The sequence below is a fragment of the Agromyces sp. CCNWLW213 genome, from assembly GCF_037199545.1.
Taxonomy (GTDB): Bacteria; Actinomycetota; Actinomycetes; order Actinomycetales; family Microbacteriaceae; genus Agromyces.
On the sequence record NZ_JBBBDX010000003.1, the window covers coordinates 329,702 to 342,694 of the forward strand.

The window sequence follows — 12,993 nt, forward strand, 5'->3', positions numbered from 1 at the left end:
GCGGCCCGGAGGGCGATGGTCACCGGGCGTGCAGCTCGACGAAGCTCCGCAGCATCCGGCTCGGCTCCGACACCGGCGCCCGCCGGGCCGCCGCGAGGGTGAGTTCGAGCTCGCCGTCGGCGAAGTAGCCGTAGCTCGCATACGCGTGGATCCGCACGACGATGCCCTCGAGGTCGAGCTCCGGGTGGAACTGCGTCGCGTAGACGTTCCGGCCCACCCGGAACGCCTGCACGGGACACTCGGGCGAGGACCCGAGGAGGGTCGCCGGGCCGGGAAGCGTCCGGATCGCCTCCTTGTGGCCGACGAATGCGTTGAACGTGGGCGGCAGTCCCGCGAGCAGCGGGTCGGCGGCCCCCGCCTCGGTCAGCGTCACCGGCACGACGCCGATGCGCTCCCCGAACGTGCGGTCGATCGTCGCGCCGATGTGCACGCCGACGGTGCCGACGCCGTAGCACGCGCCGAGGAACGGGAAGTCGCGCGCGACGACCTCGTCGAGCAGCGCCGCGAACTCGGCCTCGACCCGGTGCTGCACCGCCGACTTCCGCTCGGGCGGGTCGGACGCGTTGAACGGCCCGCCGCCGACGAAGATGCCCGACAGCGCGTCGAGGTCGAGCGGCGGCATGGGTCGGGCCTCGAGGCGCACCCGGATCAGGTCGCGCTCGTCGAGGCCCGTGCCGCGCAGGAAGAGCGCGTACTCCTCGTCCGCGGGCACGTCCTCGGCGCGCGTGGCGAGGAGGACGAACGGCTTCACGGCCCCACGATACGCGCGGGTCGCGTCGGGCGTCAGTACTGCGAGGGCGTCGCGAGCACGGCCATCGTGCAGCGCGAGACGCACACGAGGCGGCCCTGCTCGTCGGTGATGCGGATGTCCCAGACCTGGGTCGTGCGGCCGCGCGTGATCGGGCGCGCCTCTGCGTACACCCACCCCTCGGTGACCGGACGCACGTGGTTCGCGTTGATCTCCATGCCGACGCAGTAGTATTGCGCGGGATCCACCGTGAACGAGGCGCCCCAGCTCGCGAGCGTCTCGGCGAGCGCCACCGACGCCCCGCCGTGCAGCACCCCCGCGGGCTGCCGCGTTCGGTGGTCGACCGGCATGCGGCCCTTCAGCGAGTCCTCGGTCAGCTCGGTCATCTCGATGCCGAGGGTGCGGATCATGGCCTGCTCGCCGCGCGAGTTCGCCCACTCCAGCGAGGGCTCGCCGAACCAGATGCTCATGCGCTCGAGTCTGCCACGACGCCCGGGTGCCGCTCGGCGCCGCCCGGCTCAGGCGAGTTCGGCGATGATGGGGTGGATCGCGTCGTCGAACGCCGCGGCATCCGCTCGCAGCTGGTCGGTGACGGCGACGGTCTTGCGGCCGATCCACCAGACACCCGATGCCCCGAGCGGCAGCACCTCGACGTTCAGCTCGAACGAGTGCGCGCGTCGCCCCACCTCGCGCTCGTGCTCCGCGATCGTGCCCGCGTAGGCCCGGTAGGTGTCTCCAGAGCGCGCCGCGGATGCCGTGCGGTACCGCTCGTGCGCCCACTCGGTCCACGCGAGCGCGGCCTCGGCGTGCGGTGGGATGGCGGCGGCCAGCGCCTCGGCCCCGGAGACGGGCAGCGCGACGGCCGTGCCGTACTCGTCGACGAGCTCGAGCGGCACCGGCGACGGGTGCTCCTCGGGCTCGACCGTCATGGTCCACCACTCGCGCCACTGCCTCTCGAGGGCGTCGTGGGCGTCGACGTCGCGCGGGCGGGCGTCGGGGCCGACGCGCCCCACGTCGCGCAGGCGCGGCAGCTCGGCGGGTGAGGCGATGCCGAGCACCTCGCGCAGGTAGAGCGCGAGCAGCACCCCGGTGCTCGCGTTCTCGCGAATCACCCACGACGGCGTGGACCCCGCGTGCATACCCGGATTCTACCGTCCGCCCCCGGCATGCGGCCCGGCGCCGCGCAGTCGCACCGGTACCCTTGACAGGTGAGCGCCAACTCGTCCTACGCCGCTGCCGGAGTCGACACCGCCGCCGGCGACCTCGCCGTCGAGCTCATGAAGGAGGCGGTGGCGAAGACCCACGGCCCGAACGTCCTCGGCGGCGTCGGCGGGTTCGCCGGCCTCTACGACCTCTCGTTCGCGAAGGACTACCGCCGTCCCCTGCTCGCGACGTCGACCGACGGGGTCGGCACGAAGATCGCGATCGCCCAGGCGCTCGACCGCCACGACACCATCGGCCAGGACCTGGTCGGGATGGTCGTCGACGACATCGTCGTGGTCGGCGCGACCCCGCTCTTCATGACCGACTACATCGCGTGCGGCCGGGTCGTGCCCGAGCGCATCGCGTCGATCGTCACGGGCATCGCGCGCGCGTGCGCCGAGACCGGCACGGCCCTCGTCGGCGGCGAGACGGCCGAGCACCCCGGACTCATGGGCATCGACGACTACGACGTCGCGGGTGCGGCCGTCGGCGTCGTCGAGGCCGACCGGGCCCTCGGCGCCGAGCGCGTCCTCGACGGCGACGCGGTCATCGCGATCGAGTCGAGCGGCCTGCACTCCAACGGGTTCTCGCTCGTCCGGCACATCCTGTCGAACGCGGACCTGCGGTACACGGATGCCGCGGCGGACCTCGGCACCACCTGGGGCGAGGCGCTCCTCGAGCCCACGCGGCTCTACTCCGGCCCGCTCGTGAAGCTGCTCGCGCACGACGCGCTCGGCACCGCCGTGCACTCGCTGTCGCACGTGACGGGCGGCGGCATCGCCGCGAACCTCGCGCGCGTGCTGCCGCGCGGCTCCCGGGTCGAGGTCGACCGGTCGACCTGGTCGCCGCAGCCGGTCTTCCGCGTGCTCAACGACCTCGCGGGCACCACGCTCGAGTCCACCGAGGGCACCTGGAACCTCGGCATCGGCTTCTTCGCGGTCGTCGCAGCCGATGCCGCGGCATCCGTCATCGACGAACTCGGCGCGCTCGGCCTGCCGGCCTGGCAGGTCGGCACGGTGGCGATGGGCGAGCTGCGCGCGATCGCACCGGCAGACGGGTGGGAGCAGGGCGCCAAGGGCGTCGACGGCGGCGCGGTGCGCCTGGTCGGGTCGTACGCGGACTGACCGTGCGGGCGTCCGTCTCGATCGGCCTGGCCGGTACGACCGACCACGACGTCCTCCGTGCGCTCGCGCCGCGGATCGAGCGGCTCGGCCTCGACGCGCTCTGGCTGAACGACGTTCCGGGCGGCGATTCGCTCGCGGGCCTGCGCGTCGCGGCCGAGGTCACCGAACGGCTCCGGCTCGCGACCGGCGTGATCCCGCTCGACCGGCGACCGGCGTCCAAGCTCGACCTCGCGGGGCTCCCCGCCGATCGCACGACGATCGGCATCGGGTCGGGCGGTGCGCGGCATCCGCTCGAGGTCGTCGCCGACGGCATCGCCGAGCTGCGGGCCCGCACCGGGGCCGCGATCGCCGTCGGCGCGCTCGGTCCGCGCATGCGACGGGTGGCCGCCGAGCAGGCCGACGCCGTCGTGCTGAACTGGCTGACGCCCACGGCGGCGACGCACGCCATGGAGGACCTGCGGCACGACGCGGGCCGGCGCGCGCGCGCCGTGCGCGGGGTGCTGTACGTGCGCACCATCGTCGACGGGGTGGCGCGGGCGGCGCTGCAGCGCGAGGCGGACCGGTACGGGTCGTACTCGTCCTACGCCGCGAACTTCGCGCGCCTCGGCGTCCAGCCGATCGACGCCACGATCGACCGGGGCGCCCGCCTGGCCGCCTACGACGTGGTCGACGAGGTCGTCCTGCGCGCGATCACCGCGGGCGGCACGCTCGACGAGCTCGAGCGCTTCGCCGACGAGGCGGCGCGCTGGCGGGCGTCCGCCGGCTGACCCGGCGCGCCCACGGTCCGACGGGACCATGGGCCGTGTCGTGCGCCGCGAGGGCGGGCTACCGTGGCGCGCATGACGACCCGATCCGAGGCGCCGCCCGTGGTCGCGGGCGAACGCGATCGCGTTCCCGTGGCGCTCGGCCGGTGGGTCGGCCTGACGGTGGTCGGCGAGGGCGTCGGATTCCTCGTCCCGGTCACCGGGTTCTGGCTCGCCGCGTCGCTCGGCCTCCCGGCGTGGTCGACGTGGGCGGTCCTCGTGGTGGCCGGGGCGGGCGAGGGCGCGCTCCTCGGGCTCGGCCAGTCGCTCGCGCTGCGCGGGACGCGTGCAGCCGTCCCGGTGGGGCGCTGGGTCGCGGCGACCGCGGCCGCGGCGTCCGTCGCCTGGTCGATCGGGATGCTGCCGCCGACGCTCGACGACCTCGGCATGCCGCTCGACTTCGGTGCACCCGTGACGTGGATCGCCGTCGGCGTCGGCGGCCTCGTCCTGCTCGCGACGATCCCGGTCGCGCAGTGGCCGGTGCTGCGGGCGGCGGGCATCACGCGGGCGTGGCGCTGGATCCCGCTCAACATGGCGGCGTGGCTCGTCGGCCTCGTGTTCACGTTCCTGCCGTCGCCGTTCGTCGACGAATCCACGGCGCCCGCCGCGGTGTTCGCCGGGTTCGCCGTCGCGGGCGTGCTCATGGCCCTCACCGTCGCGATCGTCACCGGGTGGGGCCTGCGGCGGATGACGCGGCGCTGATCGTTCCTCGGCACGCGGGACCTTGTGCCTTCCGGGCGTCGGGCGCGACGCCGGTACGGTGATCGCAGTCGCCGACGACGGATGCCGCGAGCACGGTCCCCGGGCGCGGCGGCCGGCAGCGACGGGGCGTGCCGGAGGACCGATCGTGGGGGGAGCGCGATGGGGGAGCCGATCGAGTCGACGTCCCGGACGGGACCGGAGGCCGCGGGTGCGCCGTCCGCGCCCGAACGTCGCCCGGGTCGCGCGCGGACCATCGCGGGCGCCGGTGCCCTCGTGCTCGCGATCGCCGGCGCCGCGGTGCTGGGCGTGCAGCTCCTCGGCTCGGATCCCGCGGCGGACCTCGTCCCGCTCCAGTCGGTCGACTTCGCCGACGAGCCCGACGGCCCGGTCGTCTCCGACGACGGCTGGACCGCCGAGGTGGTCGGCTCCGTGCTGCAGCTGCGGGCGGACCACCCCGGAGCGATGCACCCGTTCTGGACCGCCTCGCCGGCGACCGATGCCATGGCCGTCGCGGCGACCCTCGCGCTGCCCGCGGGTTCCGCCGCCGACGCCGACGCCGTCTACGTCGGCGGCGTGACCGTGCTCGGCGAATCGGGGGCCGGGTGGGGCGTCGCGTGCGGAACCGACGGGAGCGCCTACGTGCTCGCCGTCTGGGACGGGCGGAGCCAGGCGCTCGACCGCATCGAGGAGGCGGGCTGCGACGGCGACGACGTGGCGCTCGAGCTCGTCGCCGAGCGGTCCGGCGACCGGACGGACACCCTCGAGGTGCGGCTGCCCGACGGCGGGCGCGTCGTGCTGAAGCCCGGCGAGGTGCGCGGACCGTTCACCGGCGCCGGGTTCGTCATGGCCTCGACCGATCGCGAGGCGACGGTGCCGGGCCTCGACGTGAGCAGGTACGAGCTTCGCGTCGCGCCCGCGCCGACGCCCGTCGCCGCTTCGCGGCCGCGCTCGGGCGACCTCGGCCCGACGGGCGCACGATCGTACGCCCCGCGGTGATCGCGCCGTTCGGTCGGCCGAGCGACGCCTCAGCGGGAGCGTGCCGTGGTGGTCAGGAGGCCCGGTGGGTTCCGTCGTCGGCCACGAACGAGTCGTCGTCGGCGGCGTACTCCGCCCACTTCGACGCTTCGTCGTCGTAGTGGTCGTGGTTGGAAGCCGTGAGCTCGCGCTCGAGAGCGCTGTAGTCGGTGGCGGGGCTGAAGTACTTGAGCTCCCGCGCGACCTTGGTGTGCTTGGCTTTCTGACGGCCGCGCCCCATGCGTGACCCCCTTACGACGTCTGGCCGGGTGGGATATGCGTCACCCGGCTCTTCTGATAATGATCAATCCCGGCCGATAGTTTAGCACCGCCGCGAGGTCCGGACGCCGTCCCCCGCGGCGGTGCGCGGAGGGCCGGAGCGACCGCACGGAGTGCGCGGACATGCTGAGATAGACGGGTGGATGCGATCCCCGAGCGCGTGAAGGTGGCGGTGATCGGCGCCGGTCAGGCGGGCCTCTCGGTCGCGTTCTACCTGCGCCGCTTCGAGCTCGTCGCCGACGAGGACTTCGTCATGCTCGACCGCGCCCCGGGGCCGGGCGGCGCCTGGCAGCACCGCTGGTCGTCGCTGCGCCTCGGCACGGCCCACAAGGTCAACGACCTCCCCGGCATGGCCGAGCTCGGCATCAGCTTCGAGACGGCCGATCGCTCGCTTCCGGCGAAGGAGGTCGTCGCCGACTACTACGGCCGTTTCGAGCGGCACTACGACCTCCGCGTGCACCGCCCCATCGACGTGCGCCGGGTCACGAATGACGGCGTCGACCTGCGCATCCAGTACGGCGACCTGACGCCCCAGCCGGTCGAGGAGCAGAAGGCCCGCGGGTTCTTCGCCCGCCGCCGCCGGACCTTCCAGGAGGCGGAGGAACCCGAGACGCCCTCGGGCGAGGTGCGGACCCAGTTCCTCGTCAACGCCACGGGCACGTGGGGATCCCCGTTCGTGCCCTACTACCCGGGCATGGCCGAGTTCCGGGGCCGGCACGTCCACACGTCGGACTACGTCGACGCCGAGGACTTCCGCGACCTGCACGTCGTGGTCGTCGGCGGCGGCACGTCGGCCATCGGGTTCATGCTCGAGCTCGAGGGCGTCGCGGCCGGGCTCACGTGGGTGTCGCGGCGTCCCATCGACTGGCTCGACCGCCAGGAGCTCGACCTCGAGGGCGCCTCGGCCGCGGTCGCGGCTCAGGACGAGGCGGCCCGCGCGGGCCGCGCGCTGCCGTCGATCGTGAGCGGCACGGGCGTGCCGAAGAGCCGCCGCATCGCCGCCGGCATCGACCGCGGCCTGCTCGTCGCGAAGCCGATGTTCGACCGGATCGAGGCCGACCGGGTCGTGTGGAGCGACGGGACGTCGGCGCGCGCCGACGCGATCATCTGGGCGACCGGGTTCCGGCCCGAGCTGCGTCACCTCGCTCCGCTCAAGCTCCGCGAGAAGGCCGGCGGCGTGACGGTGGGTCAGGGCGCGTCGTGGAACGACCCTCGCGTCTTCCTCGCCGGGTACGGTCCCCAGGCGTCGACGATCGGCGCGAACCGCGCCGGGCGCATGATCGCCCGCCAGATCATGGCGATGATCTAGGCCGTCGCGGGCGCACCGTCGCCGGCCCGGACGAGGTCGGCCACCCAGTCGTTCGCGTGCAGCACGCGCCCCGGTGCGATCTCGAAGTCGGCCTCGCCGACGAGCCGGAAGCCCGCCTTGCGGCAGACCGAGTTCGACGCGGGGTTGTCGACGCGCGGGAACGCGTGCACGGGTAGGCGGTCGCCCCGTTCGCGGGCGGTTCGGAGCATCTCGATCACCGCGGCCGGCGCGATGCCGCGGCCGCGGTGGGCCGCCTCGACCGACCAACCGGCCTCGAGCACCGGCTCACCGCGCCACTCGCGCTGCCAGTAGCCGACGATGCCGACGCCCTCGGGGTGATCCGGGATGACGATGCGGAACTGGTGCGCCGCGCCCTCACGGCCCAGGCGGAGGTAGCGCTCGTGGCGGGCGCGGACCTCGTCGTCGGTCTCGGGGCCGCCGAGCTGGTCCATGAGCTCGGGGGTGTTCGCCCGGCGGAGCAGGTCGAGGTCGTCCTCGGACCAGGGGATCAGTGCGACATCCGTCATCATCCGAGTGAAGCGGATGCCGCCGACATCCGCTCGCGTCGCCGCGACCACCCGCGTCTCGAGAGCGGGAGGATCCGCACCGTCGGCCGGAATGGCGGCCGTGATGCGGGTCCTCCCGATCGAGTGCGTCGCTCGCGGCGGGATCAGCGCTGCGCGAGCTCGCGCAGCACCTCCGAGCGCACGTCGGCCAGGCGCGAGCGCAGCAGCGACACGGTGTCGGCGTTCACCCGGCTGCGGTTCGCCTGGTTGCGCAGCTCGAGCCGGATCTGCTGCCGGAACTCGGTGATCGCGAGGTCGGCCTCGTGCATCGCGCGGGTCGACTCCGCGCTCGGGTGCGGAGCGGGCGACTCGGTCGTGGCGGCCTTCTTGGCCTCGCGCGCGGCGTTCGCGAGCTCGGCGCGCAGCGTCCGCATCGCGGCATCCACCTCGGCGCGGACGCCCTGCGCGAGCCGGCGGACCGAGTCGGTCACGTCGTCCTCGATCGCGTCGAGCTCGTGGCGGCGCGACTCGAGCTCGGTGCGACCGGCCCCGGTGATCTCGTACACCGACTTCCGGCCGTCGGTCCGCTTGGTCACGAGGCCCTCCTCCTCGAGCTTCGCGAGGCGGGGGTAGATCGTGCCCGCGCTCGGCGAGTAGGTGCCGCCGAAGCGGTCGGACAGGGCCTGGATCAGTTCGTACCCGTGACGCGGCTGCTCCTCGAGCAGGGCGAGCAGGTAGAGGCGCAGGTTGCCGTGGGCGAAGACGGGCGGGGTCATGCGGACGCCTCGCCTGCGCCGGCGGCGGTCCCCGCCGTCTGGCGGCGGATCACCGAGATGCTGCCCGAGACGCTGTTCGCGGCGAGGTCGAGCCAGGTGCCCTGCAGCTCGCCCGTGATGCGCTCGAAGCCCTTGCCGAGCATGCCCCGCATCTGCGTGTCGTCGAGCAGCAGTGAGCCGCTCACCGTGTTGACGCGGTAGCGCGCACCGCTGCCGGCGTCGAAGCGCACCGTGAGGTCGCCCGACACCGTGTTGGTGTCGACGCGGCTCGGGGTGCCCCGGACGTCGAGGATCATGTCGCCCGACACGGTGTCGGCCTTGAACGAGCCGACCTCGCCCGTGACGGTGACGTCGCCCGAGACCGTGTGGGCGACGACGCGACCGGTGTGGTCGCCCACCGACACCTCGCCCGACACGCTCGAGCACTCGATGTCGCCCGAGTGGTTGTCGATGACGAGGTCGCCGTTGACGGCGCTGAACCTGCCGTCGTTGTCGAAGCCCGACACGAGCGCGTCGCCGGACACGACGCCGAGCTTCATCGCGACGGCGCGCGGCGCGAGGATCGAGATCTCGGCCTTGGCGTTGCCGCGGAAGCCCTTGAAGACCTCGATGAAGTTGTCCCACCGCAGCTGCGGGTGGTCGATCTCGAGCGAGTCGCCGTCGATCTGGATCATGAGGTCCTTGCCGGAGACGCTCGACACCTCGATGCGGGCGCCGGGCTCGTCGTGGGCGATGATGTCGACCTTGCCGCCGATCAGGCTGACCTTGAGCTTGCGGACGAGCTCGAGGTCGATGACCCGGGTCTCGCCGGGGTTCACGACCCACTTCTCGATGGCCATGCGGTTTCTCCTTCGTTCCTGGGCGAGCGGATGCCGCTGCGCCGGCGCCTCCTCGGGCGCTGATCGCGATATATCGCGTTGTCGCAATCACGATATATCGCGTTCGAGCGGCGGTCAAGCGTCGGCTCGCGGCACCCGCTTGACCTTGACGTCGCGTCAACTTCTACCATCGAGGTGAAGCGGATGCCGGAGGAGAGGAGGCGGTGATGGACTGGTCGATCCAGGAGGTCGCCAGGCTCGCGGGCACGACGAGCCGCACGCTGCGTCACTACGACGACATCGGGTTGCTCGAGCCCGCCCGCGTCGGATCCAACGGCTACCGCTACTACGACCGGGCCGCGCTCGTGCGCCTGCAGCGCATCCTGCTGCTGCGCGAGCTGGGGCTCGGCCTGCCGGCCATCTCCGAGGTGCTCGATGGGCAGCGCGACGAGTCGCGCGCCCTCGCCGGGCACCTCGAGTGGCTCCGGCAGGAGCAGGACCGGCTGGCGCGCCAGGTCGCGTCGGTCGAGCGGACCATCGAGGCATTGGAAGGAGGTGAACAGATCATGGCGAAGGACATGTTCGACGGGTTCGACCACACGCAGTACCGCGACGAGGTCGAGCAGCGCTGGGGCGCCGAGGCGTACGCGCAGGGCGACCGCTGGTGGCGCGGAATGAGCGACGACGAGCGGCGGGCGTGGAAGGAGCGCACGGCCGCCCTCGGCCGCGACTGGATCGCGGCCGCGGAGTCGGGCGTCGCGCCGGACGGCGCGGAAGCGCAGGAGCTCGCCCGGCGCCACGTGGAGTGGCTCACCGGGGTGCCCGGCACGCCGGCCGCCCAGCCGGGCGGCGACGTGAAGGGCTACGTCATCGGCCTCGGCGAGATGTACGTGGCCGACGAGCGCTTCGCGGCGAACTACGGCGGCGAGGCAGGGGCGGCATTCGTGCGCGACGCCCTGCGTGCGTTCGCGGAAGCGAACCTCTAGGCGCGGCCGCGGAAGCGAACCTCTAGGCGCGGTCGCAGCCGTCGGCGCGAACCGAGTCGGATGCCGCGGGAGCGCGCCCCGCGGCATCCGATGGGGCTCACCCGGCGCAGTCCTCCCAGCGCGCGAAGTCGCTGATGATGCTGCCGAAGCTGCCGAAGCCGAAGCCCTTGATCTCGGCGATGCGCTCCGCGATCGCGCCCGGATCGCCCGTCGCCTGGGGAACGAACGTCTGGCCGACGCACGAGGCGTTCGGGTTGGCCGCCGGCTCGGCGGCCGATGCCGGAGCGGTGAGGCCGAGCGAGGCGATGACCGCCAGTCCGGCGCCGGAGAGGGCGATGGTGCGTCGACGCATGTGCTTCCCCTTCATTCGTCGCGAGACGCGATCGGGCCACCCGGGTCCGCTCCCGCGAACTGATGCGGCTCACGCTATCGGGGGATGGTCTCCGCTCCCGGGCGCGGCGCGCCGCGCGGCCCCCGGCGTTCGCGAGGCCCGGCGCGGTCCGGTCAGGCCTGGGCGGCAGTGGCGCCCGTGACGGGGTGCGGGATGTCCCGTTCCGGCACCCCGCCACGAGTGGTCGTGGCATCCGCTCGGCGTCGCACCGCGAACAGCGGGATCGTGTACCCGCACAGCGGGCCGATGAGGAGAGCGAACGCGAGCGTGCCGATGCCGACGTTGCCGCCCAGGAGGAAGCCCGTGATGAGCACGGTGACCTCGATGCCGGTGCGGACGATCCAGATGCGCCATCCGGTGCGGCGGTGCAGGCCGGTCATGAGGCCGTCGCGCGGTCCGGGCCCGAAGTGCGCGCCGATGTAGAGGCCCGTCGCGACGGCGAGCCCCACGATGCCGCCGAGCAGCATGACGATGCGCGCCCAGAGGTCGAGGCCGGTCGGGATCATCCAGAGCGACAGGTCGGCGAACGGCCCGACGAGCAGGGCGTTCATGACGGTGCCGAAGCCCGGCTTCTGGCGGATCGGGATCCACAGCAGGAGCACCACGCCGCTCGTGAGGATCGTGATGAGGCCGAAACCGAGGCCCGTCTGCTTCGCGATGCCCTGCGTGAGCACGTCCCACGGGGCGACGCCGAGTTCGCCGCGCACGATGAGCGCGATCCCGAGCCCGTAGAGGTACAGGCCCACGACGAGCTGCACGAGGCGGCGCGCGAAGATCGGGGCGGAGTCGGTCGTGCGAAGGCCGCGCGGGAGACGGAACGACATGCTGACAATCCAATCCGCCGATTGGCCTTTCCGCAAAGAGCCAATTCGCCTATTCTGGCTCGCAACATGGATGCCACCCTGAGTGCCCGCGCACTCGACACCCTCCTCGGCGACTGGCGTTCGGGCGGCGGCAGCGCCTACCGTGCGCTCGCCGACCGCGTCCGCCTGCTCGTGCTCGACGGCCGGATCCCGGTCGGCACGCGGCTGCCCGCCGAGCGCGACCTCGCCGAGCGGCTCGGGCTCAGCCGCACGACCGTGACGGCGGCGTACCGCGAGCTGCGCGACCAGAACCTGCTGCACAGCGTCCGCGGGTCCGGCAGCGTCGCCCGGTTGCCCGGCGCGCCCGCGATGCTGCCCGCGCCGCCGGGTGCCGACTACGTCGACTTCTCGAAGGCCGCCCCGCCCGCGGTCCCGTGGCTCGCCGACGTCGCCCGCGAGGCGGCCGACGAGCTGCCGGCGCACCTGGGCGACCCGGGCTTCGACCCGATCGGCACCCCGGCGCTGCGCTCGGCGATCGCCGACCGGTACACCGCGCGCGGGCTGCCGACGAACCCCGAGCAGGTCATGGTGACCATCGGCGCCCAGCACGCCATCGCGCTGCTCTCGCGGGCGCTCATCGGCCGCGGCGACCGCGCCCTCATCGAGGCGCCGACGTATCCGCACGCGTACGAGGCGCTCCGCGGCTCGGGCGCGCGCCTCGTACCCGTGTCGGTGTCGCCGGCGGATGCCGGGCCCGAGGGGTTCGGCGCCGTCGACGAGGCCGAGGACCTCGTGCGCGCCATCCGCCACTCGAACCCGGTCGCCGCGTACCTCATGCCGGACTTCCAGAACCCCACGGGCCGGTCGCTCAGCGCGGATGCCCGCGAACGCGTGCTCGACGCCGCGGCCCGGCAGGGGTCCGTGGTCATCGCCGACGAGACCACGGCCGAGCTCGACATCGACCGACGCGAGCACCCGCTCCCGCTCGCCGCGTACGGCCCCGCCGTGATGGTCGGCTCGGTCGGCAAGACGGTCTGGGGCGGCATCCGCGTGGGATGGATCCGGGCCGACCGGGCGCTGATCCGACGCCTGCTCGCCGTGCGCTCACCGGGCGACCTCGGCACGCCCATCCTCGAGCAGCTCATCGTCGCCCGGCTGCTCGGCCGCATGGACGACATCCTCGCGCTCCGACGCGAACAGCTCCGCGCCGGACGAGCGCACCTCGAGGCACGACTCGCCGACGCGTTCCCCGACTGGCACGTGCCGCACGTCGACGGCGGCATCGTCACCTGGGTCGGCCTCGGCGCGCCCGTGAGCTCGCAGCTCGCGCTCGCCGCGCGCACCCAGGGGCTCATCGTGGCGGCCGGTCCGCGATTCGGCATCGACGGCGCCTTCGAGCGGTTCCTCCGCCTGCCGATCTGCTATCCGGCCGACGTGACGGATGCCGCGGTGCGCGCGCTCGGGCGCGCCTGGGGCTCGCTCTCCCGCACGCCCGTGCCCGACCAGAGCGTGCTGGCCGCAGTGGTCTGAT

At 73.5% G+C, this 12,993-nt stretch carries 16 protein-coding genes; 7 read left to right on the forward strand and 9 right to left on the reverse strand.

Features of this window, described 5'->3' with window-relative positions; translation table 11 throughout:
- Positions 1-19 precede the first annotated feature (19 nt).
- Genes WBQ80_RS08940 through WBQ80_RS08950 form a run of 3 tightly spaced genes read right to left on the reverse strand, consistent with a single transcriptional unit; the run spans position 20 to position 1,887 of the window.
- The gene (locus tag WBQ80_RS08940; RefSeq protein WP_336573348.1) at positions 20-751 is read right to left on the reverse strand and encodes a glutamine amidotransferase; all 732 of its coding nucleotides are present in this window, start codon (positions 749-751) and stop codon (positions 20-22) included.
- Positions 752-783: 32 nt separating this feature from the next.
- Positions 784-1,218, reverse strand: coding sequence for a hotdog fold thioesterase (locus tag WBQ80_RS08945; RefSeq protein WP_336573349.1), 435 nt, complete (start codon positions 1,216-1,218; stop codon positions 784-786).
- A gap of 48 nt (positions 1,219-1,266) precedes the next feature.
- Positions 1,267-1,887 carry a zinc-binding alcohol dehydrogenase gene (locus WBQ80_RS08950; protein WP_336573350.1) on the reverse strand — a complete coding sequence of 207 codons (621 nt, stop codon included), beginning with the start codon at positions 1,885-1,887 and terminating at the stop codon, positions 1,267-1,269.
- A gap of 69 nt (positions 1,888-1,956) precedes the next feature.
- Here WBQ80_RS08950 and purM point away from each other — a divergent pair, with 69 nt between their 5' ends.
- The 4 genes from purM to WBQ80_RS08970 all read left to right on the forward strand — a co-directional run bounded on the left by purM (position 1,957) and on the right by WBQ80_RS08970 (position 5,576).
- Positions 1,957-3,075 carry a phosphoribosylformylglycinamidine cyclo-ligase gene (purM, locus tag WBQ80_RS08955; RefSeq protein ID WP_336573351.1) on the forward strand — a complete coding sequence of 373 codons (1,119 nt, stop codon included), beginning with the start codon at positions 1,957-1,959 and terminating at the stop codon, positions 3,073-3,075.
- A 2-nt stretch (positions 3,076-3,077) separates the two neighbouring features.
- Positions 3,078-3,842 carry an LLM class flavin-dependent oxidoreductase gene (locus WBQ80_RS08960; RefSeq protein WP_336573352.1) on the forward strand — a complete coding sequence of 255 codons (765 nt, stop codon included), beginning with the start codon at positions 3,078-3,080 and terminating at the stop codon, positions 3,840-3,842.
- A gap of 72 nt (positions 3,843-3,914) precedes the next feature.
- Positions 3,915-4,580, forward strand: a complete 666-nt coding sequence (locus WBQ80_RS08965; protein WP_336573353.1) for a hypothetical protein — start codon at positions 3,915-3,917, stop codon at positions 4,578-4,580.
- 159 nt (positions 4,581-4,739) lie between these two features.
- Positions 4,740-5,576, forward strand: a complete 837-nt coding sequence (locus WBQ80_RS08970) for a hypothetical protein (RefSeq protein ID WP_336573354.1) — start codon at positions 4,740-4,742, stop codon at positions 5,574-5,576.
- Between the two features lie 52 nt (positions 5,577-5,628).
- Here the strand turns inward: WBQ80_RS08970 and WBQ80_RS08975 are convergent, their stop codons facing one another.
- A complete protein-coding gene (locus WBQ80_RS08975; protein WP_067945635.1) occupies positions 5,629-5,835 on the reverse strand; it encodes a DUF3073 domain-containing protein in 207 nt (68 codons plus the stop codon).
- A 177-nt stretch (positions 5,836-6,012) separates the two neighbouring features.
- Here WBQ80_RS08975 and WBQ80_RS08980 point away from each other — a divergent pair, with 177 nt between their 5' ends.
- The gene (locus WBQ80_RS08980; protein WP_336573355.1) at positions 6,013-7,182 is read left to right on the forward strand and encodes an NAD(P)-binding domain-containing protein; all 1,170 of its coding nucleotides are present in this window, start codon (positions 6,013-6,015) and stop codon (positions 7,180-7,182) included.
- Here WBQ80_RS08980 and WBQ80_RS08985 read toward each other — a convergent pair.
- The 3 genes from WBQ80_RS08985 to WBQ80_RS08995 form a co-directional block, all read right to left on the reverse strand.
- A complete protein-coding gene (locus tag WBQ80_RS08985; RefSeq protein ID WP_337282524.1) occupies positions 7,179-7,709 on the reverse strand; it encodes a GNAT family N-acetyltransferase in 531 nt (176 codons plus the stop codon). The two genes, WBQ80_RS08980 and WBQ80_RS08985, sit on opposite strands and share 4 nt — an antisense overlap.
- Positions 7,710-7,852: 143 nt before the next feature.
- Positions 7,853-8,464, reverse strand: coding sequence for a PadR family transcriptional regulator (locus tag WBQ80_RS08990; RefSeq protein ID WP_336573357.1), 612 nt, complete (start codon positions 8,462-8,464; stop codon positions 7,853-7,855).
- Positions 8,461-9,303 (reverse strand): DUF4097 family beta strand repeat-containing protein, encoded by an 843-nt coding sequence (locus WBQ80_RS08995; RefSeq protein WP_336573358.1) that lies wholly within the window; start codon positions 9,301-9,303, stop codon positions 8,461-8,463. Before WBQ80_RS08995 ends, WBQ80_RS08990 begins: the two co-directional genes overlap by 4 nt.
- A gap of 206 nt (positions 9,304-9,509) precedes the next feature.
- On the opposite strand from WBQ80_RS08995, the gene WBQ80_RS09000 reads away from it, so the two are divergent.
- The gene (locus WBQ80_RS09000) at positions 9,510-10,268 is read left to right on the forward strand and encodes a MerR family transcriptional regulator (protein ID WP_336573359.1); all 759 of its coding nucleotides are present in this window, start codon (positions 9,510-9,512) and stop codon (positions 10,266-10,268) included.
- A 97-nt stretch (positions 10,269-10,365) separates the two neighbouring features.
- On the opposite strand, the gene WBQ80_RS09005 is transcribed toward WBQ80_RS09000, so the two are convergent.
- Both WBQ80_RS09005 and yczE read right to left on the reverse strand, forming a co-directional pair.
- Positions 10,366-10,620, reverse strand: a complete 255-nt coding sequence (locus WBQ80_RS09005; RefSeq protein ID WP_336573360.1) for a hypothetical protein — start codon at positions 10,618-10,620, stop codon at positions 10,366-10,368.
- 152 nt (positions 10,621-10,772) lie between these two features.
- A complete protein-coding gene (yczE, locus tag WBQ80_RS09010; RefSeq protein WP_336573361.1) occupies positions 10,773-11,483 on the reverse strand; it encodes a membrane protein YczE in 711 nt (236 codons plus the stop codon).
- A gap of 66 nt (positions 11,484-11,549) precedes the next feature.
- Between yczE and yczR the strand changes: the two genes are divergently transcribed.
- On the forward strand, positions 11,550-12,992 hold the full coding sequence (yczR, locus tag WBQ80_RS09015; RefSeq protein ID WP_336573362.1) for a MocR-like transcription factor YczR: 1,443 nt from the start codon (positions 11,550-11,552) through the stop codon (positions 12,990-12,992).
- Position 12,993 lies beyond the last annotated feature (1 nt).

Bases quoted from the DNA above. Each gene is read 5' to 3' on its own strand.
- WBQ80_RS08945 (WP_336573349.1), bottom strand. From the start codon at position 1,218: ATGAGCATCTGGTTCGGCGAGCCCTCGCTGGAGTGGGCGAACTCGCGC.
- WBQ80_RS08950 (WP_336573350.1), bottom strand. From the start codon at position 1,887: ATGCACGCGGGGTCCACGCCGTCGTGGGTGATTCGCGAGAACGCGAGC.
- WBQ80_RS08965 (WP_336573353.1), top strand. From the start codon at position 3,915: ATGACGACCCGATCCGAGGCGCCGCCCGTGGTCGCGGGCGAACGCGAT.
- WBQ80_RS08970 (WP_336573354.1), top strand. From the start codon at position 4,740: ATGGGGGAGCCGATCGAGTCGACGTCCCGGACGGGACCGGAGGCCGCG.
- WBQ80_RS08975 (WP_067945635.1), bottom strand. From the start codon at position 5,835: ATGGGGCGCGGCCGTCAGAAAGCCAAGCACACCAAGGTCGCGCGGGAG.
- WBQ80_RS08985 (WP_337282524.1), bottom strand. From the start codon at position 7,709: ATGACGGATGTCGCACTGATCCCCTGGTCCGAGGACGACCTCGACCTG.
- WBQ80_RS08990 (WP_336573357.1), bottom strand. From the start codon at position 8,464: ATGACCCCGCCCGTCTTCGCCCACGGCAACCTGCGCCTCTACCTGCTC.
- WBQ80_RS08995 (WP_336573358.1), bottom strand. From the start codon at position 9,303: ATGGCCATCGAGAAGTGGGTCGTGAACCCCGGCGAGACCCGGGTCATC.
- WBQ80_RS09000 (WP_336573359.1), top strand. From the start codon at position 9,510: ATGGACTGGTCGATCCAGGAGGTCGCCAGGCTCGCGGGCACGACGAGC.
- WBQ80_RS09005 (WP_336573360.1), bottom strand. From the start codon at position 10,620: ATGCGTCGACGCACCATCGCCCTCTCCGGCGCCGGACTGGCGGTCATC.
- yczE (WP_336573361.1), bottom strand. From the start codon at position 11,483: ATGTCGTTCCGTCTCCCGCGCGGCCTTCGCACGACCGACTCCGCCCCG.
- yczR (WP_336573362.1), top strand. From the start codon at position 11,550: ATGGATGCCACCCTGAGTGCCCGCGCACTCGACACCCTCCTCGGCGAC.